This is a genomic window from Methylorubrum populi (assembly GCA_036946625.1).
Classification (GTDB): Bacteria; Pseudomonadota; Alphaproteobacteria; order Rhizobiales; family Beijerinckiaceae; genus Methylobacterium; species Methylobacterium populi_C.
In genome coordinates, this window is sequence record JAQIIU010000003.1 from 2,137,546 (window position 1) to 2,158,092 (window position 20,547).

24 protein-coding genes are annotated in these 20,547 nt (G+C 71.3%); 10 read left to right on the forward strand and 14 right to left on the reverse strand.

What is annotated here, in order from left to right; all coding sequences use genetic code 11:
- Window positions 1-161 precede the first annotated feature (161 nt).
- Window positions 162-809: a hypothetical protein gene (locus PGN25_21420; GenBank protein ID MEH3120073.1), complete on the reverse strand. Its 648-nt coding sequence runs from the start codon at window positions 807-809 to the stop codon at window positions 162-164.
- A 37-nt stretch (window positions 810-846) separates the two neighbouring features.
- The gene (locus PGN25_21425) at window positions 847-1,479 is read right to left on the reverse strand and encodes a 2OG-Fe(II) oxygenase (protein MEH3120074.1); all 633 of its coding nucleotides are present in this window, start codon (window positions 1,477-1,479) and stop codon (window positions 847-849) included.
- Window positions 1,480-1,679: 200 nt separating this feature from the next.
- On the opposite strand from PGN25_21425, the gene PGN25_21430 reads away from it, so the two are divergent.
- The gene (locus PGN25_21430) at window positions 1,680-2,009 is read left to right on the forward strand and encodes a hypothetical protein (protein ID MEH3120075.1); all 330 of its coding nucleotides are present in this window, start codon (window positions 1,680-1,682) and stop codon (window positions 2,007-2,009) included.
- A 243-nt stretch (window positions 2,010-2,252) separates the two neighbouring features.
- Window positions 2,253-4,379, forward strand: a complete 2,127-nt coding sequence (locus PGN25_21435) for an ABC transporter ATP-binding protein/permease (protein MEH3120076.1) — start codon at window positions 2,253-2,255, stop codon at window positions 4,377-4,379.
- 50 nt (window positions 4,380-4,429) lie between these two features.
- Here the strand turns inward: PGN25_21435 and PGN25_21440 are convergent, their stop codons facing one another.
- The 5 genes from PGN25_21440 to PGN25_21460 form a co-directional block, all read right to left on the reverse strand.
- A complete protein-coding gene (locus PGN25_21440) occupies window positions 4,430-4,810 on the reverse strand; it encodes a hypothetical protein (GenBank protein ID MEH3120077.1) in 381 nt (126 codons plus the stop codon).
- Window positions 4,811-4,827: 17 nt separating this feature from the next.
- On the reverse strand, window positions 4,828-5,025 hold the full coding sequence (locus PGN25_21445; GenBank protein ID MEH3120078.1) for a DUF2283 domain-containing protein: 198 nt from the start codon (window positions 5,023-5,025) through the stop codon (window positions 4,828-4,830).
- Window positions 5,022-5,273, reverse strand: a complete 252-nt coding sequence (locus PGN25_21450; GenBank protein MEH3120079.1) for a DUF4258 domain-containing protein — start codon at window positions 5,271-5,273, stop codon at window positions 5,022-5,024. The genes PGN25_21445 and PGN25_21450 overlap by 4 nt, the downstream gene beginning before the upstream one ends.
- A gap of 27 nt (window positions 5,274-5,300) precedes the next feature.
- Window positions 5,301-7,133, reverse strand: coding sequence for an aminopeptidase P family protein (locus PGN25_21455; GenBank protein MEH3120080.1), 1,833 nt, complete (start codon window positions 7,131-7,133; stop codon window positions 5,301-5,303).
- A gap of 146 nt (window positions 7,134-7,279) precedes the next feature.
- On the reverse strand, window positions 7,280-8,197 hold the full coding sequence (locus PGN25_21460) for a 50S ribosomal protein L11 methyltransferase (protein ID MEH3120081.1): 918 nt from the start codon (window positions 8,195-8,197) through the stop codon (window positions 7,280-7,282).
- Between the two features lie 317 nt (window positions 8,198-8,514).
- Here PGN25_21460 and PGN25_21465 point away from each other — a divergent pair, with 317 nt between their 5' ends.
- Window positions 8,515-8,715: a hypothetical protein gene (locus tag PGN25_21465; GenBank protein MEH3120082.1), complete on the forward strand. Its 201-nt coding sequence runs from the start codon at window positions 8,515-8,517 to the stop codon at window positions 8,713-8,715.
- A 91-nt stretch (window positions 8,716-8,806) separates the two neighbouring features.
- Window positions 8,807-8,977 carry a hypothetical protein gene (locus tag PGN25_21470; GenBank protein MEH3120083.1) on the forward strand — a complete coding sequence of 57 codons (171 nt, stop codon included), beginning with the start codon at window positions 8,807-8,809 and terminating at the stop codon, window positions 8,975-8,977.
- Window positions 8,978-9,020: 43 nt separating this feature from the next.
- Here PGN25_21470 and PGN25_21475 read toward each other — a convergent pair whose 3' ends face one another.
- Complete coding sequence (locus PGN25_21475) at window positions 9,021-9,158, reverse strand: hypothetical protein (GenBank protein MEH3120084.1); 138 nt, start codon at window positions 9,156-9,158, stop codon at window positions 9,021-9,023.
- A gap of 283 nt (window positions 9,159-9,441) precedes the next feature.
- Between PGN25_21475 and argC the strand changes: the two genes are divergently transcribed.
- The 3 genes from argC (at window position 9,442) to PGN25_21490 (ending at window position 11,838) form a co-directional block, all read left to right on the forward strand.
- Complete coding sequence (gene argC / locus PGN25_21480) at window positions 9,442-10,359, forward strand: N-acetyl-gamma-glutamyl-phosphate reductase (protein MEH3120085.1); 918 nt, start codon at window positions 9,442-9,444, stop codon at window positions 10,357-10,359.
- A gap of 561 nt (window positions 10,360-10,920) precedes the next feature.
- Window positions 10,921-11,457 (forward strand): MucR family transcriptional regulator, encoded by a 537-nt coding sequence (locus PGN25_21485; protein ID MEH3120086.1) that lies wholly within the window; start codon window positions 10,921-10,923, stop codon window positions 11,455-11,457.
- A gap of 105 nt (window positions 11,458-11,562) precedes the next feature.
- Window positions 11,563-11,838, forward strand: coding sequence for a hypothetical protein (locus tag PGN25_21490; protein ID MEH3120087.1), 276 nt, complete (start codon window positions 11,563-11,565; stop codon window positions 11,836-11,838).
- A gap of 287 nt (window positions 11,839-12,125) precedes the next feature.
- Here PGN25_21490 and PGN25_21495 read toward each other — a convergent pair whose 3' ends face one another.
- Window positions 12,126-13,082: a hypothetical protein gene (locus PGN25_21495; GenBank protein ID MEH3120088.1), complete on the reverse strand. Its 957-nt coding sequence runs from the start codon at window positions 13,080-13,082 to the stop codon at window positions 12,126-12,128.
- A 355-nt stretch (window positions 13,083-13,437) separates the two neighbouring features.
- On the opposite strand from PGN25_21495, the gene PGN25_21500 reads away from it, so the two are divergent.
- The 3 genes from PGN25_21500 (at window position 13,438) to PGN25_21510 (ending at window position 15,812) form a co-directional block, all read left to right on the forward strand.
- Window positions 13,438-14,163 carry a thiamine phosphate synthase gene (locus PGN25_21500; GenBank protein MEH3120089.1) on the forward strand — a complete coding sequence of 242 codons (726 nt, stop codon included), beginning with the start codon at window positions 13,438-13,440 and terminating at the stop codon, window positions 14,161-14,163.
- Between the two features lie 34 nt (window positions 14,164-14,197).
- Entirely contained in the window at window positions 14,198-15,004 is an 807-nt protein-coding gene (gene thiD / locus PGN25_21505) for a bifunctional hydroxymethylpyrimidine kinase/phosphomethylpyrimidine kinase (protein ID MEH3120090.1), read from the forward strand.
- Between the two features lie 178 nt (window positions 15,005-15,182).
- Window positions 15,183-15,812, forward strand: a complete 630-nt coding sequence (locus tag PGN25_21510) for an XRE family transcriptional regulator (protein MEH3120091.1) — start codon at window positions 15,183-15,185, stop codon at window positions 15,810-15,812.
- Window positions 15,813-15,994: 182 nt separating this feature from the next.
- On the opposite strand, the gene PGN25_21515 is transcribed toward PGN25_21510, so the two are convergent.
- From PGN25_21515 to PGN25_21535, 5 genes are all read right to left on the reverse strand, one after another.
- Window positions 15,995-16,606, reverse strand: coding sequence for an ABC-type transport auxiliary lipoprotein family protein (locus tag PGN25_21515; protein ID MEH3120092.1), 612 nt, complete (start codon window positions 16,604-16,606; stop codon window positions 15,995-15,997).
- A gap of 222 nt (window positions 16,607-16,828) precedes the next feature.
- Entirely contained in the window at window positions 16,829-17,911 is a 1,083-nt protein-coding gene (locus PGN25_21520; protein ID MEH3120093.1) for an MlaD family protein, read from the reverse strand.
- 71 nt (window positions 17,912-17,982) lie between these two features.
- On the reverse strand, window positions 17,983-18,804 hold the full coding sequence (locus PGN25_21525; GenBank protein MEH3120094.1) for an ABC transporter ATP-binding protein: 822 nt from the start codon (window positions 18,802-18,804) through the stop codon (window positions 17,983-17,985).
- 215 nt (window positions 18,805-19,019) lie between these two features.
- Window positions 19,020-20,192, reverse strand: a complete 1,173-nt coding sequence (locus tag PGN25_21530) for an MlaE family lipid ABC transporter permease subunit (GenBank protein ID MEH3120095.1) — start codon at window positions 20,190-20,192, stop codon at window positions 19,020-19,022.
- Between the two features lie 55 nt (window positions 20,193-20,247).
- Window positions 20,248-20,529: a hypothetical protein gene (locus tag PGN25_21535; GenBank protein ID MEH3120096.1), complete on the reverse strand. Its 282-nt coding sequence runs from the start codon at window positions 20,527-20,529 to the stop codon at window positions 20,248-20,250.
- Window positions 20,530-20,547: the final 18 nt, after the last annotated feature.

The window sequence follows — 20,547 nt, forward strand, 5'->3', positions numbered from 1 at the left end:
CGGCTTCGCGGCGCGAAGAGCGCCGCGCGGAGCGGGTTTGTCTGGACATTCGTCCTGACAAACATCGAGCGGAGCGAAAGCCTGAGCCCGCGGAGGCGGGCGCCGGCGACTGAGGCTGGCCAAGAAACCAGGGCCATCGCCTCAAGCGATGGCCCTGGCTCTCAGTCCGACTTGCGGCCGCAGCGGATGTAGTTCGCCTGGCCCTTGCCGCTGGTCCAGGTCAGACGGTCCTGCTCGACCACGAGGCGCACCTGCGAGGTCCAGCGGCGGCCGCGCTCGCTGCAATCGGCGGCCATGGTCCAGGTGCCGCCCTCCCGGCGGTTGTTGCGGAAGCGGCAGATCGTGCGGCCGGCCTTGGCGCCGTCCTCGGTGATGGTCGCGGGCAGGAAGCCGCGGCGGCGCTGGCGCTGGCCGCAGGCCACCGGATTCGGCCCCCACACGCCGACGAAGGCCGCCCGCTCCACCAGCGGGGCCGCCGGACGCGGCTCGGCCGGGGGCGCCACCGTCTCCAGCGGCGGGGCGGGCGCGGCGACCGGAAGCACCCGCGGCGGATGGGCGGCGGGCGCAGGCGGGCGTTCCGGCTCGGGAAGACGGACCTCCGGAACGTCGATGCCGTCCGCCGCGGCGAGCCGGGCCTGCCCGGCACTCGCCGCCACCGGCCCGTCGTCGGTGAGCACGACCAGCGTATAGGCGAACAGCGCGCCCCAGCCCGCGGCCAGGATCACGGGAATCGCGAGGCGCCGCCGCGACACCGCGGCCGGTTCCCGCGTCGCACCGCTCCCGTCCGCGTCCTGCGCGCCTTCCGTCATCGCCGTCCCTTCGGCGTTCGCTCCGGCCAACGTCATCCTAGCGTCCGAAGATCCCCTTCAGGAACTGGGCCGTGCGGTTGCGCTTCTTCTTGCGCGCCAGCTCGGCCGCATCCTTGACCCAGGCCACCTGCACCACGCGACGCTCCCCCTCGAACGGCTCGTGGCCGTGCCAGGAATTGTCCGCCCGCAGGAAAGCGAACATCGTGCCCATGGTCGGCGGCACCTCGACGGCGAAGGGCGTGTAGTGCCGGCCGTCGTAGAGCACGCGCAGGCGCCCCGCGGCGGGCGCCTCCCAGGCATCGTTCATGTAGACGAGCAGCGTCATCACCTTCGACGGTCCGTCGGTGTGGATCGAGCCGTATTTGAGCTGGCTGCGCTTCATGATCGTGGTCAGCCGCGGGCACGACACGAGGTCGATGCCGAACTTCTCGCTCAGGATGCGGGAGAATTCATCGCTCTCCAACGCGTCGACCAGTGCCTTGAACCGGCCTTTCAGCGCCACCTCGTCCACGGTGAGGTAGCCGGGTTTGGCGATGTCGGGGAAATCCGCGCGGATCTCCGCCACGGCGGCGGCGTCGAGCACGCCGCTGCCGAGGAAGTAGGTGTAGGGCTCGCGCATCACCGGCGCGGCGCGCACGGCATCGAGGTTGAGGATCGACAGGCCCGACATGGCTCGACTTCGCTCCCGTTCGAGGGACGCGTCGGCCCTTCGGCGGCAGGGCGGCGCGGGTCGTGGCAGGGCTCGTCGGCCCATGCCCGAGGATAGACTCTCAGATTGCGGCAGAGGCACGGCAACCCCTTCCCGGCGCAGGCGGAACCTGCCATGGTCAAGCTTGGCGGCCGCGACCGGCCGTCGACCGTAGCCGCGTGATGAAACCTGTCACCCTCGCCGTTCTCGGTTCGGCACTGGCGCCCCTCCTGACGTCGCACGTCGCCCCCGGTCCGGCCCTCGCCCAGCCGCGCACGCAGACGGCGCGCCCGACCTGTGCGGAGGCGATGGCCATGGTGAAGGCGGAGGGCGCGGTCACGCTCGGCTTCGGCGGACGGCCGCCCGAGCGTTTCGTGCGCGACCGCAGCTTCTGCGACCTCGCCGAGATCGCCGAGCTGCGCTTCGTGCCGACCCGCGACAACCCGCAATGTCCGATCGGCTATCGCTGCCGCGAGCCGGATTACGGCGACTGGAACTGGGACGCGAACTGAGCGCGGGGACGCGTTCGCCCGCCCGGCGCGGTTCCACGGTGTCGCACCCCGTCCTCCGCCGCGCTGGCGGCGGACGGTCGTCATGCGCGACATGACGGAAATTTCACGTGACAGGCGCGGGCCCGCGCCACGATCTCGCCACGGGGGATCGTCAGGGGCGCTGCATTCGGCGATGACCCCGACCGCCGGCCCCTCATCCGGGCAGGGATGAGCGGGGCCGGCGCAGCGAGAAGGAGATTTCGCGTGGCCGCATTGAAGAGCGGGCTCGGCATCCAGGCCGTGCTCACCGCGCTCGTCGCGCTCGTGCTGCTGGCCATGCCGGCGATCCTGCCGGGGCTGCCCTCGCCGCCGCTCTACGTCTCGCTGGCGGGTTTCGCGATGGCGGGCATCCTCGTCGCCTCGAACACCCTTTCGGCCTACCTCAAGATCTTCGTCTCGGTCTACGGAATCGGCTACCTGCTGCTCGCCGTCGCGAAGACGCTGGCGAGCATGGACGCGCTGCCGGGCATGGTCGCCGCCCTGCTGCCGCCGGACTTCGCGGCGACCGGTTCCGTGGTGTTCGCGGCCATCGTGCTCGCCGTCTCGCGCTGGAAGCCGATCCGCGACATCACCCTGATCGCCGACCCCTATTTCGCGAGCCACGACGCGCCGAGCCGGGAAATCGGCCTGTTCCGCCGGTTCGGCCGCACCGAGGGTCGGATCGGCCGCAACCTCGTGGCGCTGTCGGTCTTCGTGACCTTCGCCGACGTGGCGATCACGCTCGGGTTCAACTTCTACTACCGGGACATGTACAATTCCCTGCAGGCGCTGGACGCGGCGGCCTTCTGGAATCAGGTCCTGTGGGTGTTCGTCCCGCTCGCGGTGCTCAACGTCGCGATCGGCATGTTCGATCTCTACGTCGATTCCGCGCTGCAGCTTCGCTGGCGCACCTGGCTGACCCACAGCCTCTACGAGCGCTGGCTCGGCGAGGGCACGCATTACCGCATCCCGTTCACCGACGAGCACGCCGACAACCCGGACCAGCGCATCCAGTCGGACGTCAACAACTTCATCGCCCAGACCACGACCCTCTCGACCCGGCTGCTGTCGCAGGCCGCGCAGCTCGTCTCCTTCATCGTCATCCTGTGGACGCTCTCGCGCGACTTCGTGCTGCCGTTCACCGACACGGTGATCTCGGGCTTCCTCGTCTGGCTCGTGATCGCCTACGCGGTGGTCGGCACGTGGCTCACCCACGTCATCGGCAAGCCGCTGATCGGCCTCGACTACCGGCAGGAGCAGGTCGAGGCGGACTTCCGCTTCGCGCTGGCGCGCAACCGCATCTACTCGGAGCAGATCGCGCTCCTGCGCGGCGAGCGGGCCGAGGCCTCGCGGCTCACCACCCTGTTCCACGCCATCATCGACAACTACGTCGGCATCATCTTCCGGCGCATCAAGCTGATCGCCTTCACCTTCAGCTACCGGCAGGTGAGCGCGGTCTTCCCGCTCGTCATCGCCGCGCCCTCCTTCTTCGCCAAGAAGATCACCCTCGGGGCGCTCCAGCAGACCGCGAACGCCTTCGGCAACGTCCAGAACTCGCTGAACTTCTTCATCACCTCCTACACCATCCTCGCCGCCTACAAGGCGAACACCATGCGTCTCGGCTCGTTCAAGCGGGCGATGACCAAGGCCGAGGCGCTGGCCGGCGCCGGCTACGGGCTCGCGCAGGGCAACGAGACCGCCGGGGCCGTGACCGCCCGCGACCTGACGCTGGCGCTGCCCGACGGCCGCGAGATCGTGCGGGCGGGCGCGCTCGACCTGCCGAAGGGCGGGGCGACCCTGCTCACCGGCCCCTCGGGCTCGGGCAAGTCGACCCTGTTCCGGGCGATCGCCGGGATCTGGCCGTTCGGCAAGGGCCGCGTCGACGTGCCGGCCGGGCAATCGGCACTGGTCCTGCCGCAGCGGCCCTACATCCCGCTCGGCTCCTTGCGCGGGGCGGTCGCCTATCCCCACACCGTCGACCGCTTCTCCGACGAGGCGATCCGCGAGGCCCTCCGCGCCGCGCAACTGCCGCACCTCGCCGAGAACCTCGACGAGGTGGATAGCTGGGATCGGCGCCTGTCGGGCGGCGAGCAGCAGCGCCTCGCCATCGCCCGGGCGATCCTCGCCAAGCCCGACTGGCTGTTCCTCGACGAGTCGACCGCCGCCCTCGACGAGGAGACCGAGGCCGAGATCTACCGGATGCTGCGCGCGACGATGCCCGGCACCACCCTCGTCTCGATCGGCCACCGCTCGACCCTGCACCGGCACCACGACCGGCGCGTGGAGATGAAGCCGGCGGGCGAGGGCCGCTTCGAGCCGCGGCTCGCCGCGGCCCCCGCGCCGGCGGAGTAGGGGCGGGGACCGTGCCTCCGAACGTCGTTCAATGTCGGTGTGCTCCGGCATCATCCAACCACCGCCGTCATCCGGGGCCGCACAGCGGAACCTGGACCCCACGTGTGATGAGCGGCCGATGCACGATGTCGTGCCCGATCATGGATTGCACGCCTTCGGCGCGCCCCTTCGGGTCCGGGTTCGCTTGTCGGCGCCCCGGAACGGCAGAGCAGGCGGCGCTCGCCCCGGAAAACCGGCCAATCGGCGCTCCAGACGTTCTCGATGGCGACGGAGCCGAAGGCGTAATCCGCGTGCCAGCCGCCGGTGCCGGCGGAATCGACCGTGACGTCGAGCCCGATCCGCTCCGCCTCCCACCGGAAGGCCACCTCCGCCAGGGGCGGGCGGCAGATGTTGCCCAGGCACACGAACAGGATTGCGGGGCGTTCGGCCATCGACCGGAAGAGCCTGCTCAGGCAGCCGTCAGGGCGGCGAGGTCGGCCCCGCTCGCCAGATGCTCCGTGGCGTCCAGGATTTCGAGGGCGACGATCCGACCCTCGGCATCGAAATCGAGGACGAGACCGGGCCGCACCTCCTCGCTCTCGACAATGGGCGTCTCGGTGAAGCGGACGTAGAGCGCATCGGTCTCGGCATCGTAGCGGCTCTTCACGCTTTCCTCCTCCTGCCGCGATCGAGAAACATCGTAACGACGCGAGCACCGCCGGGGATCGGAAGGTATACCACGCGCAGGACGCGCCCGTCCCGTTCGGGGAGCGCCCGAAAGGCCCGCAGCCGGTCCGGATGGACGGGGTCCGGCTCGACGCTGTCCGGCGCCGCAAGGGTACGCTCGACCCATGCGCGTTCGATGGCGCGGTCCACGAGCGTGTCGAGGGCGTGGGGACCGTAGACGACCCTCACCGACCGAGGCTCCGGAACGGCCGGCGCCTATCCAGCCCCGATCGGCCGCGTCGCCGCCTCCAGCCACACCCGCGTCGGCCCGTCGAGATCGGGCGCCAACGCCGCCCTGACCCGTGCGTGGTAGGCGTCGAGCCAGTCGGCCTCGTCGGCGCCGAGCCGATCCGGATCGATCAGGCGCCGGTCGATCGGTGCCAGCGTCAGGGTCTCGAAGCCGAGCATCGCCCGGTCGCCGCCGGGGATCGCGCGCTCTTCCACGAGGATCAGGTTCTCGATGCGGATGCCGTAGGCGCCGGCCCGGTAGTAGCCCGGCTCGTTCGAGAGGATCATGCCGGCTTTCAGCGCCACCGTGCCGGTCTTGGCGATGCGCTGCGGCCCCTCGTGCACCGAGAGGAAGGCGCCGACGCCGTGGCCGGTGCCGTGGTCGTAGTCGAGCCCCGCCTGCCACAGGCTCTGGCGCGCGAGGGCGTCGATCTGCGCGCCCGTCGTATCCTCGGGAAAGACCGCGCGGGCGATGGCGATGTGCCCCTTCAGCACCCGGGTGAAGCGGTCGCGCATCTCGTCCGTCGGCGGGCCGAGCGCGACGGTGCGGGTGATGTCGGTGGTGCCGTCGGCGTACTGCGCGCCGGAATCGATCAGGAAGAGTTCGCCGGGGCCGGCGGTCCGGTCGGTGGCGCGGGTGACGCGGTAATGCACGATGGCGCCGTTCGGCCCCGAGCCGGAGATGGTCGGGAACGAGACGTCCCGCAGCAGGCCGCCCTCGCTGCGGAAATCCTCCAACGCCTCGACGGCCCGGATCTCGCTCACGCCGGCCGGCGCCGCCCGGTCGAGCCAGGCGAGGAAGCGCGTCACCGCCACGCCGTCGCGGTGATGGGCGGCGCGGGTGCCGGCGATCTCCGCGGCGTTCTTGACCGCCTTCATCGCGGTGACCGGATCGGCCCCGACATCGGCCACGCCCCCGGCGGCCTCGACCCGGTGCTTCAGCGCCGCGGCCCCCGTCGCCGCGTCGAGCCGCACCCGCGCGGCGCCGGCGCAGAGCGCGGCGAGACCGTCGGGAAAGGCGCTGCGCGGGCGGATCTCCGCCAGGGGCTCCAGGACGGCCCGCAGATCGGCATCGATGTCCGGCGAGGTCAGGTAGAGGGCGGCCCGACCCTCGCGGGGCAGGAGCGCGTAGCCGAGGGCGAGCGGCGTGTGGGCGATGTCGGCCCCGCGCAGGTTGAACGTCCAGGCGAGGTTGTGCGGATCGGAGATCACCAGGGCATCGACCCCGTCCTCTTCGAGCGCGGCGCGGATGCGGCCGAGCTTGTCCGGGCGCGTCTCGCCGGCGAGCGCGTCGGGATGGGCCGCGACCCGTCCGGCCGGCGGGCGCGGCCGCCCGGCCCAGACCGCATCCACGAGGTTGTCCTCCACCGCCCGCAGACAGGTCCCCGCCTTCGCCGCGGCGCGCTCCAGGCGGGCGACCCCGTCGGGCGTGTGGAGCCAGGGATCGTAGGCCAGCGTCTGGCCCGACTTCAGATGGGCGCCGAGCCACGCCTCCGGCGTGGTCTGCGCCAGCGGCACCACGGCGATCGTCCCGGTATCGACCTGCTCCGGCGCCTGGAGGGTGTAGCGACCGTCGACGAACAGGGCCGCCGCCTCGGCGAGCACCACCGCCGTGCCGGCGGAGCCGGTGAAACCGGTGAGCCAGGCGAGGCGCTCGGCATGGGCCGGCACGTATTCGGACTGGTGCTCGTCGGCCCGCGGCACCACGAAGCCGTCGGCGCCGATTTCGCGCAGGGCCGCACGCAGGGCCTCGATCCGCTCGGGGCCCTTGGCGTGGCCTGGATCGTCGAAGGTCTGGAAGCGGGGGCGGGCGCTGGTCATGGCAGGCATCATGGCGGGAACGTATCGCTTCGCGCGCGCGCCGCAACACCCTCTCGGCGTGGGCTCGGAGTGCCTCACGAAACGCCCGGCCACCGGTCGTTTCCCCTTCGGGCGCGTCGGCGCAGCGGGCGTTTCGTGAGAGACACTCAGCGGGGACGCGCCGCCGCCCCGCCCCGGCGCAGCACCAGCGTGGCCCAGCCCTCGATCACGCCGGAGCGGGCGCGGTGGAAGCCGCGGTGGCGGTAGGTCGAGAGCACGCCCGGCACGTCCCGCTCGATCAGCCCGGAGAGGATCAGCACGCCGTCGTCGGCCACCACGGCGGCGAGCGAGGGGGCGAGCCGCTTGAGCGGGCGGGCCAGGATGTTGGCGAACACCACGTCGAAGCCGCGGGGGCGGTCGGCGAGCGCGTGGCGCACGCCCGGCGCGGTGTAGAGGCGCATCAGGGGGCCAAGCCCGTTGAGGCGGGCATTGCCGCGGGCGGTGGTCACGGCTTCCGGGTCGAGGTCGCCGGCCACCACGGGGGTGTGCAGCGCCTTGGCGGCGGCGAAGCCCAGGATGCCGGTGCCGGTGCCGACATCGAGGATGCGGGCGGGCCGCCGCCGCTTCAGCTCGGCCACCAGCGCCCGCAGGCAGCCGAGCGTGGTGCCGTGATGGCCGGTGCCGAAGGCGAGCGCCGCCTCGATCTCGATGGCGAGGTCGTTGGGGCGCACGTGATGCCGGTCGTGGCTGCCGTGGACGAGGAAGCGGCCGGCCCGCACCGGCTTCAAGCCCTCCAGCGAGGCGCGCACCCAGTCCTGCCGGTCGATGGTCTCGAAGGCGGCCGCGTCGGCCTGCGCCCCGAGCACCGGGCGGATCAGGTCGCGGATCGTCGCCGCGTCGGGCTCGTCGGAGAAATAGGCCTCCAACCGCCACGCGCCGGTCTCCTCCACCTCGAAGGCGGCGACCGCCGTCTCCATGGGATCGAACATCTCGCCCAGCAATTCGGTCATGGCGCGAGCGGAGGGCTCGTCCGTGATCAGGCGCAGGACGTGCGTGGGCCGGTGCGGAGGCAGACCTTCGAGCATGAGCCGCCCTCTACCACCCGCACGCGGGGAGAGCCACGGGCTTCGCGGTCTCCCTCGCCGCCCGGTACACGCGGCCGTCGCCGGCCAAGCGTGGCCATGAAAGCACGGGCAAGCCCGAAACAGCCTAATTCTCAGGCATTATGTTTAATTTCTAGACGAAATCAGTGGAACTGTCGCCGGAAGACGGCGTTCTCACCGGCCAAAGCGTCTCTCGCGATCCTCGCCGGTCCCTCGACCGACGGGGCCATGCCCGGTGGAAGGGCGTTGCGCGAGGCGCTCGACCCTGCCCACAAGGCGCTCGAGTCCCCGTTCGCGTCATGACACCCCGATCCGCCCGTCGCCGTTCCCCCGTCGTCGTGAAGCGCGAGCCGCGGCCCGACCGCCGCCGCGCGGTGGCCTCCCACATCCTCGCTCCGGACACCCTGGAGGCCCCGCTGCCCGGCCCGCTGCTCGTCCTGCTGAGCCGGCTCCACCGGGCCGAGGCGAAACCGGGCCGGGAATCCGATTCCGTGGCCTGAGGCCGGGGAACCCCGGGCGCATCGAGCCATTCCCCATCGCGCGCCCGCCGATCCAACCGGGCGGGCGATTTTCCGGAGAAAGGAGGCTTCGATGGCCGTCGTGTCGAGCAAGATTTTCGAAGAGGGCAAGTCCGCCAAGGCGATGGGCAAGCCCGATTCCGCCAATCCCTACGAGGCCGGCTCGCAGGAGAGCCTGGACTGGCTCGAAGGCTACACCGCCGGCGAGCCCGAGCCGTCGGCGGCCGGTCCGTCCGAGGCCTGACCGGCCATCACGCCCAGGATGGTGCCGGGACCGGCGCGCGGATTCACGGCCTTGAACAGCGCTGCTGCATCGACTCGGCCTTTGTCGCGCCGCCGTTTCCGGCCTTGCCGCCCTTGGAGGGTTGCGTCACCTCCACCTTCTCCCAGAGCTTCGGGTCGGCCTTCCTCGCGGTGCCCGACATCGCTTTCGCCTCCCGATCGACATTCGGCTGTCAACAGGAGCCTTCATCCTGGGTTCCGGCCGCGCATCCGTCCCATCCACACACGCTGCGCGGAGCGACGCGAACATTGACAGGGGAAGACGAAGCTTCCACCTGCGCCCGACGATGCGTCCTGCCGACATCCCCGCGCCGCCGACGGCCGCAGGGGTTTCGGCGGGCCGCCCAACCGGCCCGAAACCGGGCGAGCGAGGATCCGCGATGTCCGACGGCGTCAGCCCCCCCCCCCCCGGCCGCCGCCCCGAAGGTGTTCATCGATGGCGAGGCCGGCACCACCGGCCTGGGCATCCGCGAACGCCTGGAGCACGAGGGCAGGGTGCGCCTCGTCAGCATCCCGCACGAGAGCCGCAAGGACGCAGGCGCGAAGCGGGCGATTCTCGAAGCGGTCGATCTCGTCGTGCTCTGCCTGCCGGACGAGGCCTCCCGCGAGACCGCAGCCCTCGCCGACGGCCTGCCCGGCGGCGGCCCGAAGCTGCTCGATGCCAGCACCGCGCACCGCATCGCGCCGGGCTGGGTGTACGGCTTCGCCGAGATGGCCCCGGATCAGGCCGACGCGATCCGCGGCGCACGGCGGGTGGCCAATCCCGGCTGCTATCCGACCGGGGCGGTCGCCCTGCTGCGCCCGCTGGTCGAGCGCGGCCTGATCCCGTCCGACCACCCCGTCAGCATCAACGCGGTCAGCGGCTACAGCGGCGGCGGCCGCAGCATGATCGAGACCTACGAGCGGGGGGAGGGCGCCCCGTTTCAACTCTACGGACTCGGCTTCGGCCACAAGCACCTGCCGGAGATCGAAGCCTATAGCCGCCTCACCCGGCGCCCGATCTTCATTCCGTCGGTCGGCAATTTCCGTCAGGGCATGCTGGTCAGCATCCCGCTTCATCTGGGCGGCCTGCCCGGCCGGCCGAATCCCGGCGATCTCGAGGACGCGCTGGCCGCGTGGTACGCCGATTCCCCGCGGGTGACGGTGGTGCGCGGCGCGGAGGAGGGAGCCCACCGCGAGCGCCTCGAACCGGAAGCGCTCAACGACACCGACCGGCTCGAATTGCGGGTGTTCGGCTCCGAGAGTCACAGTCAGGCCGTGCTGGTCGGCCGCCTCGACAACCTCGGCAAGGGCGCCTCGGGGGCAGCGGTGCAGAATCTCGGCCTGATGCTCGATCTCGACTGAACGCTCCAAAGCCTTCCCGCACCGTCGCGCGGCCCCGGACGAGGCATCCGAGCGGCCCGACGCCCTTCGCCAGCAGATCGCGAAGCCGGGGCCGTTCGGCGCGCGACCGTTCCGGACAACGCAGCGCCAATCCGGATGCACCCCGGAAATCCACAGAAAATACCGGACCCCGCGGCAGGATGTCGCAGGCAGGGGACGGTCGGAGGCCCGAAGCGCCGTTTTCACGGGGTGGCCAGCGGAACCCTGTGGTCGAGACACGTTCGCTTCGAACAGCGAAAATCTCAAACCGTTGAGAACACGCAGCTTTTAATCCGCATGGCGCATGCTTCTTAACATTTGCAATATTTCTGGTTGAGCAACCTGATGGGCAGAAAGTGAAGGCGATGGTTTTTCGGCGCAGCTTCCGAACCACGATTTTTTGATCCACACAGCATAGAAATTCTGGTCCGGCTGCATTTTCTTCGACGTCCAAGCAGCCGTTTTCATCCTCTATGACTTGCTCCGCAGAGGCGCTGAGCTTACCGTTACCGAACTTATCCTCCCCTCGCAGAAGATTGCACCATGGATGCCAGCGAACAGGACGCGGAAACAGCCCGCCTCGTCACCCTGACGGCAGATGTCGTCTCCGCCTATGTCAGCAACAATCATGTCCAGAGCGCCGAGCTGCCGAAGCTGCTCGGCGAGGTGCACGAGGCGATCCGTTCGGTGAGCCAGAGCGGCCGTCCCTCCGCCGAGACCGGCCCGCCGAAGGCGACGCCGCAGGAGATCCGCAAGTCGATCAGCCACGACTTCCTGGTCAGCTTCGAGGACGGCAAGCCTTACAAGACGCTGCGCCGCCACCTCACCCTGCGCGGTCTTTCCCCCGAGCAGTACCGGGCGAAATGGGGCCTGCCGAACGACTACCCGATGACCTCGGCGAGCTATTCCGAGCAGCGTTCCGAGCTGGCCCGTGCCCTGGGCCTGGGCCAGCAGCGCCGCCGGATCTCCGATCCCGAGCCGGAGACGGCCCCCGCGCCGGCGGCCGCCGAGCCGGAGCCGCCGCCCGCTCCGGAGAAGAAGCGACGCGCCCCGCGCCGCAAGAAGGAAGAGCAGGCCTGAGGGCCCGCCGATCGCCGCATCATCGGCCGCGCCCGACGACAGGGTCGGGCGCGGTCAAATCTCGAGTCAGCCCTCGAAACCCATCCCGGCGAAGTCGAAGACAGCTTGATCCACGAGCAATCATCGAAGCTGCCCTGTGACGAAGACACGTCGGCCGGTCAGACAGGCTCTCACGCCGAATCCGCAAACGCCGAATCGGGCGTACTGCTTATGACTTGGGCACAAAGACAGGTCACGCGCGACGAGATCCGTTCGGTCGAACTTCTGTTCCGCGAGCAGGCCGCGTCCTTCGACCGAGACAAGCGGATGCTCCTCGTGCGCGTGGACGAGGCATGGGACGGGACATGGCCAGCGGTTCGTCTCCGGGTCCCGATCTGCTGACGCCCTTTTATACGACATCCGGTTGATGACCTCGGCCTCTCCTGCGTCATCGCGAGGCGAAGCCGTGGCGATCCAGGGCGCGACCTTTCCGGACCTGTCGCGCCCTGGATCGCTTCGCGGTCGCTCGCGATGACGGAGGGGGGCGAAACCCGAAGCGATCAAGCGGAAACGGTATTACGGGTTCGTCCTGTGCACCCGCGCCGATCTGCCCCTGGCCCCGACGCTCGCGGCCGGCTGTCCGGAGCGGTTCGGGCGCGCGTTCCAAGGATGCCGACGGGGACGAACCGTCACACCGTCCGCCGCGACGGGGTGAGCCGTACGCCGGGGGCGGGGCGCTCCAGCAGCACTTCGCGACGGAAGCGCACCAGCCGGGCCGGGCGTCCGGCATTGCCGCTGGTGAGGGCCTCGGTCTCCTCCACCAATCCCTGCTGGGCGACGAGGCGGCGGAAATTCTGCTTGTGCAGCCGGGTGCCCGACAGGGCTTCGACCGTCCGCTGCAGTTGCAGCAGGGTGAAGGCCGGGGGCATCAACTCGAACACCACCGGGCGATACTTGATCTTCCCCCGCAGGCGGCCGATCGCGGTGGCGAGCACCCGGCGGTGGTCGTGGGCCATCGGCTGGCCGGTCACGGCGAGGTCGGCGGGGATGGCGGCGCCCACCTGCCCCTTGGCCTCGGGAATCAGCCCGGCCTCGAACAGCAACTCGTAGCGCTCCAGCACGCGCTCCTCGTTCCAGGCGCCGCCGATCCCGAAACTGAGCCCGACCCGGTCCTCGCGCAGGCGCCGGAGCTTCGGGTCGGAGGCGGCGGCGACCCAGGCCATCAGCCGCGGCTCGATCGCGGCGAGCGCGGGCGGGCGCCCCTCGCGAAAATCCTCCCAGGGGAGATAGCGGTACCAGTTGCGCCACGCGGCCTCCGCCAGGCCCGCCGGGCGCAGTTCGCGCACCAGGGCGAGATAGGCCACCGAGAGCAGGTGGACGCCGCGCTGGCCGCCCTCGCGGTCGCGGTCGCCGAAGGTGTAGAGCTGCTCGACGTAGCCCAGCCGCTGATGCGTCTGCTGCTCGACCCAGGCCCGCAGGCCCTTTTCCAGGGTGGCGTGCTCCGGGACCAGGGGGCCAGCCGGCAGCGCGCTCTCGCGGCCCCCGGCCTGCCCGGACACCTGCACGGTGAGCGCGCGCGGCTCGCCGTCCGTCGCCGCGACGATCACGGCGACGAGCCCCACCGAGGAGGCGCCGGCGGCGCGCATCCCCGTCTCCGCCGCGATGGCGGCCACACCCGGTTCGGCCGTGCTCATGCGTTCTTCGGCTGCGTTCGTCGGCTCCGTCCTTCGGGCCTCGCGCCCGTCGCCTCGGGAATCCTCTCGGCGGCGGAAGCGGAAGCGGTTCCGGCCGGCCCTCCCCGCTCTTGCCGGATCGCCCCCGGCAGCGTCAACGGAGGGCGCGGCTCCATCCGCAGCCCGTTGCGGCCCCGGCCGGCGGCCCCGGTCGCGGCGGCGGGCCGATCCTGCTAGACCGAAGGCGCATGCGATCGATCGGAGCGGGCATGGCGGCGGACGGGGTGCGGGCAAAGGGCGCGACAAGAGGCACGACCAGGGGCGCGGCATGAGCATCGGAACGGGACTCGGCCTGTCCCGGCCGCAGGCCGGGGCCGCGGTGGACCTGCGCCTCTACGGCCTCCTCGATGTCGGCGTGCTGGGCGGCGATGCGGCGGCGCTCGCCGCTTTGGCCGCGGAGGCGACCGCAGGCGGCGCCACCCTGCTGCAATACCGCGACAAGGATCTCGCCGACGCCCGCGCCGCCCTCGCCCGCATCCGGGCGATCCATGCGGCGGTGGCCGGGCGGGCGCCGCTCCTCGTCAACGACCGGGTCGATCTGGCGCTCGCCGCCGGCGTCGAAGGCGTGCATCTCGGCCAGTCCGACCTCCACCCGGAGGAGGCGCGCCGCCTGCTCGGGCCCCGCGCCATCGTCGGGCTCACCGTGAAGACCGGGGCCCAGGCCGACGAACTCTACCGGCTGCCGATCGACTACGCCTGCATCGGCGGCGTGTTCGCCACCACCAGCAAGGACAATCCCGACCCGCCGGTCGGCCTCGACGGACTGCAGCGCATCGTCTTCCGGGCCCGGCTCGCCCGGGGCCGGGCCCTGCCGCTCGGGGCGATCGCCGGGATCGACGCCGGCAACGCCGCCTCGGTCATCCGTGCCGGCGCCGACGGCGTGGCGCTGATCGGCGCCCTGTTCAAGGGCGGCGCGACCGAGGCCAAGGCGCGCGACCTGCGCGCGCGGGTCGACGAGGCGCTGGACCGGCGCGGAAGCATGGGAACCCGTTAGAAAGAGACGCCCGAACGCGGGAGAGGAGACGCCCATGACCGCCATCGCCGTGACCATCGCCGGCTCGGATTCGGGCGGGGGCGCCGGCATCCAGGCCGATCTCAAGACCTTCGCGGCGCTGCGCGTCTACGGCGCCAGCGTCGTCACCGCGCTCACCGCCCAGAACACCCGCGGCGTGCAGGCGATCCACGACGTGCCGGCCGACTTCGTCGCCGCGCAGATCGACGCGGTCTTCTCCGATCTCGCGGTGGGCGCGGTGAAGATCGGGATGCTGTCGCGGCCCGAGACCATCCGCGCGGTGGCCGAGGGCCTGCGGCGGCACGCGACCGGCATCCCGGTGGTGCTCGATCCGGTGATGGTGGCGACCAGCGGCGACCGGCTGATCTCGGGGGAGGCCGTCGAGATCCTGCGCGGCGAACTGATGCCGCTCGCCACCGTCGTCACCCCGAACCTGCCCGAGGCGGCGGCGCTGCTCGGCGAGGCGGAGGCGGGCCACGAGAACGAGGCCGTGGGCCAGGCCCGGCGGCTGCTGGAGCGCGGGGCGCGGGCCGTGCTGATCAAGGGCGGCCACGGCGAGGGCCGCGAGAGCGTCGACCACCTGATCGCCGCGGGCGGAACGCTTCGCCGGTTCGCCGCCCCGCGCATCGAGACCCGCAACAGCCACGGCACCGGCTGCACCCTCTCGGCGGCGGTGGTGGCCGGGCTCGCCCGGGGCCAGGGTCTCGCCGAGGCGGTGGGGAGCGCGAAAGCCTACGTCACCGCGGCGATCCGCGCGGCGGATTCGGTCCCCGTCGGCCACGGCCACGGCCCGCTCCACCACTTCTTCGCGCTCTGGCAATAGGCGCTCAAGGGCGCAAAAGCGGCCCCTGTCCGGCTTTTCTCGTTTGACAGACCAAACGCTCGTTCGGATAACGGAACGCCTTTCGGTGCCCTGCGGACAACCCCGTGATCCGGACCGCCCGAGAGGGTTTTCCCGGCGCGCGGGTGTTTCGGCGGGCATTCTTCAGCGGACCGACGTGATGCAGGACATAGCGGCAAGCCTCGAGCGCGGACGGCCGAAGGATCTCGCCAGCGGTGCCCAGGTGCTCTCGGGCCAGCTCGGCAAGACGATCCAGCGGCTGCGCAAGGCCTACAACCTCTCGCTCTCCGAACTCGCCGAGCAGTCGGGCGTGGCGAAGTCGATCATCAGCCAGATCGAGCGCAACGAGACCAACCCGACGCTGGCCACGATCTGGCGGCTCAGCCAAGCCCTCGACGTCTCGATCGAGCGGGTGCTCGCCACCTCCGACGAGGAGCCCTTCATCGAGCGCTTCTCCCGGGCCGACACGCCGCGCCTGGTCTCCGAGGACGGCCGGGTGCGGCTCGCCATCATCGGCTGGATCAAGACCGTCGAGTGGCTGCAATGGTACGACGTCGCCGCCGATGCCGGCGGCGTGCTCGAATCCGACGCGCACCAGCGCGGCTCGGTCGAGTCGCTCTCGGTCCTGGAGGGCAGCTTCGAGGTCGAGGTGGCCGGCGAGGTGCAGCGGGCCAATGCGGGCGAGACCCTGCGCTACCGCTGCGACCGCCCCCACGGCATCCGCTGCCTCGGCGACGGGCCGGGCCGGGCGACGATGGTGGTGATCATGAAGGCCGCCGTGATGGAGTGATACGACATCCGGTCGATGACTTCGGCCTCTCCTGCGTCATCGCGAGGCGAAGCCGTGGCGATCCAGGGCGCGACCTTTCCGGACCTGTCGCGCCCTGGATCGCTTCGCGGCCGCTCGCGATGACGGAGGGGGGCGAAACCCGAAGCGATCGACCGGAAACGGTATGAGGGGGGGAAAAGCCCTCACCGCCCCGTCTTCACCCAGCGCACGAGGTCGGCGAGCACCTGGGCGAGGGCGGCGTCGAGGCCGGTGGCGGCGCTCTGCGGATCGACCGTCCGGATCGGCACGCGGGCGGTGAAGACACGGGCGTTGACGACCCGGCCGCTGCCCTCGGCGATCAGCTTGGCCGAGAGGTCCACCACCGCCTCGCCGGTGCCGGAATTGATGTCGAACTCGCGGATCTCGCTGACGAGCTGGTAGTCGGACGGCACCTTGTCGCCCGGCCGCGAGACCGAGCGCAGCCGGCCGGTATTCTCCAGGCTCTGGATCACCCGCGTCTGGATCAGGCGCGGCAGGCGGTCGACCCACTGGCCGCCGCCGAGGAAGGAGAGGGAGCCGCCGGGCTCGCGCACGATGATGCGGTCGGCCTCCATCGGCTGCAGGCCGACGGGCTCGGACACGACGATGGAGCGGGCGGCACCGCCGGCCCGGGCCTGCCCCGGCAGGGCGGCGAGGTCGAAGGTCAGCGGCGTGGCGCCGCCGCCGCAGCCGCCGAGGAGCGCGAGCGGGGCGAGCAGGGCGCCCGCCCGCAGGAGGCGGCCGGGGAGGGCGGGCGTGAGAGGAAGACGCGTCATACGCTCGGGCACCGTCCGTTCGCGATCGAGGGGACTGCCGCCCCCTCCAGGGCATCGTCCCGGAAACCGGCTCCGGGACGATGCGCTCAACTCTTGTTCCTGCATCGTCTTTTTCCGAAGGCCGGAGACCACCTTTCGAGACGATGCTCCAGCACGCGGGAGCATACGGCAACGCTCAAGCGGGGCGGTGCGTGCCGACACGTCGTCCCGAAACACGGCCGCTCAGCGGCCACCGTTGTATTCCGGCAACGATGGCTTGCCGCCGAAGATGACCTGGGACGGGTCGCGCTCCAGGCTGCGGGCCGCCCGGTTCAGGCTGTTGAGGGTGCGCTGGCCGTCCCCCGACAGCGCCTCGACCTCGCGGCGGCTCGATCCCGACAGGCGGCTGAAGCTCGTCGAGATGTTGGCGGTGCGCTTGTCGAGGTTCTCCGAGAGCGCCCGGAACGCCTTGCCGGCGTCGCGCACGGAGATCGCCGCCTCGCGGATCTCGGCGAAGGTGCCGGCACCCTGCTGGCCCGAGGCCGAGCCGAGGAAGCCCTCGGCGCCCTTCAGCACGCCGTCGATCCGGTCGGCCGAGGCGCTGAGCTTGGCCGCGAGAGCGCGGGCGTCGTGCAGTCCGGCCTCGATGTCGGGGCTGGACTTGGCCAGGGCGGTCGAGAAGGTGTCGGCGTTCTCGATCACCCGGTCGAGGCGCTGGCCGTCCACCGCCTTGACCAGGCCGGCGATCGAGGGGCCGGCATCGGCCAGCGTCTTCGAGAAGGCCTCGACATTGGCCAGCGTCCGGTTGATCGCGCCCTCGTTGCCGGCCACCACCTTGTCGAGGCGCTGGAGCACGTCGTCGGCGCGCTGGGCGATCTGCCTGGCCGCCGCCATCATGTCCTGGATGTCGCTCGAATCGGCGAAGATCGTCGGCATCTTGTCGCCGGAGCCGGGCGTGAGCGCGGGCGCGTCGGCGCTGCCGCCGGAGAGCGCGATCTGCGACACGCCGGTCAGCATCGCCGAATCGAGGCGCGCGCGGGTGTCGGCGCGCAGCGGCGTCGAGGGATCGACCTGCACCACCGCGACGACGCGGCGGGGATCCTGCGGCAGCAGGCGCACGTCGAGCGCCTCGCCGACCTTGATGCCGTTGAACGACACGGTCGAGCCCTTGGCGAGCCCGCCGACCGAGCCGGAGAACACGATGCGCAGCGCCTGGGTCGCCTGCCCCCGGGAGCCGCCCTGGAGCCAGAACACGAAACCGAAGGCGGCCAGGACGACGCCGATGGTGAAGGCGCCGATCAGCACGTAGTTTGCGCGAGTCTCCATCGGCCCAGCTTTAATCCCGATCCGAGGGGGCGAAGCGGTGCGCAACCGCACCGGGGACGATCATCCGTCGCTCAAGCATGGGCGTAGCCCGGCCGCGCGGTGCTCGCCGGGGCCGCCAGCGCGCGGGCGCGCTTGCCGTGGAAGTACGCGCGCAGCCAGGGATGGTCGCTCGCCAGCATCTCCGCGATGGTGCCCTCCGCGATGATGCGGCCGTCGCCCAGCGCGGCGATGCGGTCGCAGGCGGTGTAGAGGCTGTCGAGATCGTGCGTCACCATGAAGACGGTGAGCCCGAGCGTCTTCTTCAGGGTCGAGACGAGGTCGTCGAACTCGCCCGCGCCGATCGGGTCGAGGCCGGAGGTCGGCTCGTCGAGGAACAGGATCTCGGGGTCGAGCGCGAGCGAGCGGGCGAGCGCCGCGCGCTTGATCATGCCGCCGGAGAGCTCCGAGGGGTACCTGTCGGCCGCATCCGGCTTGAGGCCGACCATCTCGATCTTCAGCCGGGCGAACTCGTCGAGCAGCCGCTCGGAGAGCTTCAGGTGCTCGCGCATCGGCATCTGGATGTTCTGCTTGACGGTCAGCCCCGAGAACAGCGCGCCCTGCTGGAACAGCACGCCCCAGCGCTGCTCCAATCGGCGCCGCCGGGCGACGGTCAATCCGTCCACGTCCTCGCCGAAGATCTCGATGGTGCCGGAGCGCTTCGGAACGAGCCCGAGGATGGTCCGCGTCAGCACCGACTTGCCCTGGCCGGACGGGCCGACGAAGCCCAGGATCTCGCCGCGGCGGATGTCGAGGTCGAGCCCCTTCATCACCGTGCGGCGGCCGAAGCCGACCACGAGGTCGCGCACGCGGATGATCGCGTCGGCCTCGGGCGAGGACGAAGGGGGGCTTGCCAAGTCGCCTGCCAAGTCGCCTGTCCGCATCGGCTCAGAGTGCCTCACGAAACTCCCGATCACCGTCCGCGCTCACCCCGGGCGCGACAGCGCAGCGGGAGTTTCGTGAGAGACGCTTGGCGCATCGTCCCGGAAACCGGCTCCGGGACGATGCGCTAGGCTCTTGTTTTCGCATCGTCTTTTCAGACAAGCCGGAGGCCGCCTTTCGGGACGATGCTCTAGAAATCGATCGCGGCGAAGAAGACCGCGAAGAGGCCATCCAGCACGATCACCATGAAGATTGACTTGACGACTGCGGCGGTGACGTGGCGGCCGAGCGATTCCGCCGAGCCTTGAACCGCGAACCCCTCGATCGTCGCGATGATGCCGATGGTCAGCGCCATGAACGGCGCCTTGATCAGCCCGACGGCGAAGTGGTGGAACGAGACCGCCGCCTGGAGCCGCGCCAGGAAGGCGTCGACGGTCATGCCGCCGTAGAGCGCGGCGGTGAGGCCGCCGCCCGCGAGCGCGGCGAGCGAGCCGAGGAAGGTCAGAAGCGGCAGCCCGATCACCAGGGCGAGGATGCGCGGCAGGATCAGGATCTCGACCGGGTCGAGGCCCATGACGCGCAGCGCATCGACCTCCTCGCGCATGCGCATCGAGCCGATCTCGGCGGTAAACGCCGAGCCGGAGCGGCCCGCCACCATGATCGAGGTGAGCAGCACGCCGAGTTCGCGCAGGATCAGGAGGCCGATCAGGTTGACGACGAAGCTCTGCGCGCCGAAGCGCTGGAGCTGGAAGATGCCCTGCTGGGCGACGATGCCGCCGACGAGGAACGAGATCAGCACGATGATCGGCACGCCGCGGAAGGCGACCTGTTCGAGCTGGTTGACGAGCGCCGCGGCGCGGAAGGCCTGAGGCCGGCGCGCGACGCGGCCGGCGGCGGCGACCACCTCGCCGAGGAAGGCGAGGCCGGCCAGCACTTCGGTGCCGCCGCGGGCGACGCGGCGCCCGGTCGCGTCGAGGAGGCGGACCAGCGGGTTGCGCGCGTCCCGCGGCGCCGGCTCGGGCTCGCGCAGGCCCATCTCGCCGAGCAGGATGCGGTGCTCGGGCCGCGCCCCGGCATAGGCCAGTCGCCCGCCCGCCGCCTCGATCTCGGCGCGGGTCCGTTCCAGCACCCAGGCGCCGAGGGTGTCGAGCCGCGTCAGCCGGCTCAGGTCCACCAGCACCGGCCGGCTTCGGCCCTGAACCGTGCCGTGGGCGGCGATGCGCGCCGAGGCGCTCTCGACCGCCGGCCCCTGATCCGCCGTCCAGCGCCCGTGCAGGATCACGCGGCCGCTGCCGGCATCGAGTTCGGCATCCGCGCAGTCCAAGGTGCCCGCCAAGGTGCCCGAGCCGTCTGCGATCCGCACGCCGCCGCTCCCGCTGCCGCCCCGGCGATCTCGGGACGGACTCCTCAAGCGCTGCCTATACCGCATCGCGGGAAGCCTCGCCAAACCGTCCGGCTTCCCGAGCGCGTTGCACCCGGCGCGCGAGCGTCACGAGGGCGAGGCCGGCGAGCGCCGGCGGCGCCATCACCAGGAAGGTCGCCGTGCCGCCGAACGAGCGGGAGACCGCGCCGCTGGCCTGCGGCGCGGGAGGCCGCCGGTCCGGTCGGCAAAAAGCGGCGCGGGGAGGCCGCGCGGCGCGAAAACCGTAAGCCGCCGTTAAAGCGCTCGTGTCAATCTCGGGCGGACCGTCAATCGTCACGACGCTCCCTTGCGGGTG

Bases quoted from the DNA above. Each gene is read 5' to 3' on its own strand.
- PGN25_21440 (MEH3120077.1), bottom strand. From the start codon at position 4,810: ATGGCCGAACGCCCCGCAATCCTGTTCGTGTGCCTGGGCAACATCTGC.
- PGN25_21430 (MEH3120075.1), top strand. From the start codon at position 1,680: ATGAAACCTGTCACCCTCGCCGTTCTCGGTTCGGCACTGGCGCCCCTC.
- PGN25_21455 (MEH3120080.1), bottom strand. From the start codon at position 7,133: ATGACCAGCGCCCGCCCCCGCTTCCAGACCTTCGACGATCCAGGCCAC.
- PGN25_21500 (MEH3120089.1), top strand. From the start codon at position 13,438: ATGAGCATCGGAACGGGACTCGGCCTGTCCCGGCCGCAGGCCGGGGCC.
- PGN25_21515 (MEH3120092.1), bottom strand. From the start codon at position 16,606: ATGACGCGTCTTCCTCTCACGCCCGCCCTCCCCGGCCGCCTCCTGCGG.
- PGN25_21460 (MEH3120081.1), bottom strand. From the start codon at position 8,197: ATGCTCGAAGGTCTGCCTCCGCACCGGCCCACGCACGTCCTGCGCCTG.
- PGN25_21485 (MEH3120086.1), top strand. From the start codon at position 10,921: ATGGATGCCAGCGAACAGGACGCGGAAACAGCCCGCCTCGTCACCCTG.
- PGN25_21510 (MEH3120091.1), top strand. From the start codon at position 15,183: ATGCAGGACATAGCGGCAAGCCTCGAGCGCGGACGGCCGAAGGATCTC.
- PGN25_21470 (MEH3120083.1), top strand. From the start codon at position 8,807: ATGGCCGTCGTGTCGAGCAAGATTTTCGAAGAGGGCAAGTCCGCCAAG.
- PGN25_21495 (MEH3120088.1), bottom strand. From the start codon at position 13,082: ATGCGCGCCGCCGGCGCCTCCTCGGTGGGGCTCGTCGCCGTGATCGTC.
- PGN25_21520 (MEH3120093.1), bottom strand. From the start codon at position 17,911: ATGGAGACTCGCGCAAACTACGTGCTGATCGGCGCCTTCACCATCGGC.
- thiD (MEH3120090.1), top strand. From the start codon at position 14,198: ATGACCGCCATCGCCGTGACCATCGCCGGCTCGGATTCGGGCGGGGGC.
- PGN25_21420 (MEH3120073.1), bottom strand. From the start codon at position 809: ATGACGGAAGGCGCGCAGGACGCGGACGGGAGCGGTGCGACGCGGGAA.
- PGN25_21475 (MEH3120084.1), bottom strand. From the start codon at position 9,158: ATGTCGGGCACCGCGAGGAAGGCCGACCCGAAGCTCTGGGAGAAGGTG.
- PGN25_21465 (MEH3120082.1), top strand. From the start codon at position 8,515: ATGACACCCCGATCCGCCCGTCGCCGTTCCCCCGTCGTCGTGAAGCGC.
- PGN25_21425 (MEH3120074.1), bottom strand. From the start codon at position 1,479: ATGTCGGGCCTGTCGATCCTCAACCTCGATGCCGTGCGCGCCGCGCCG.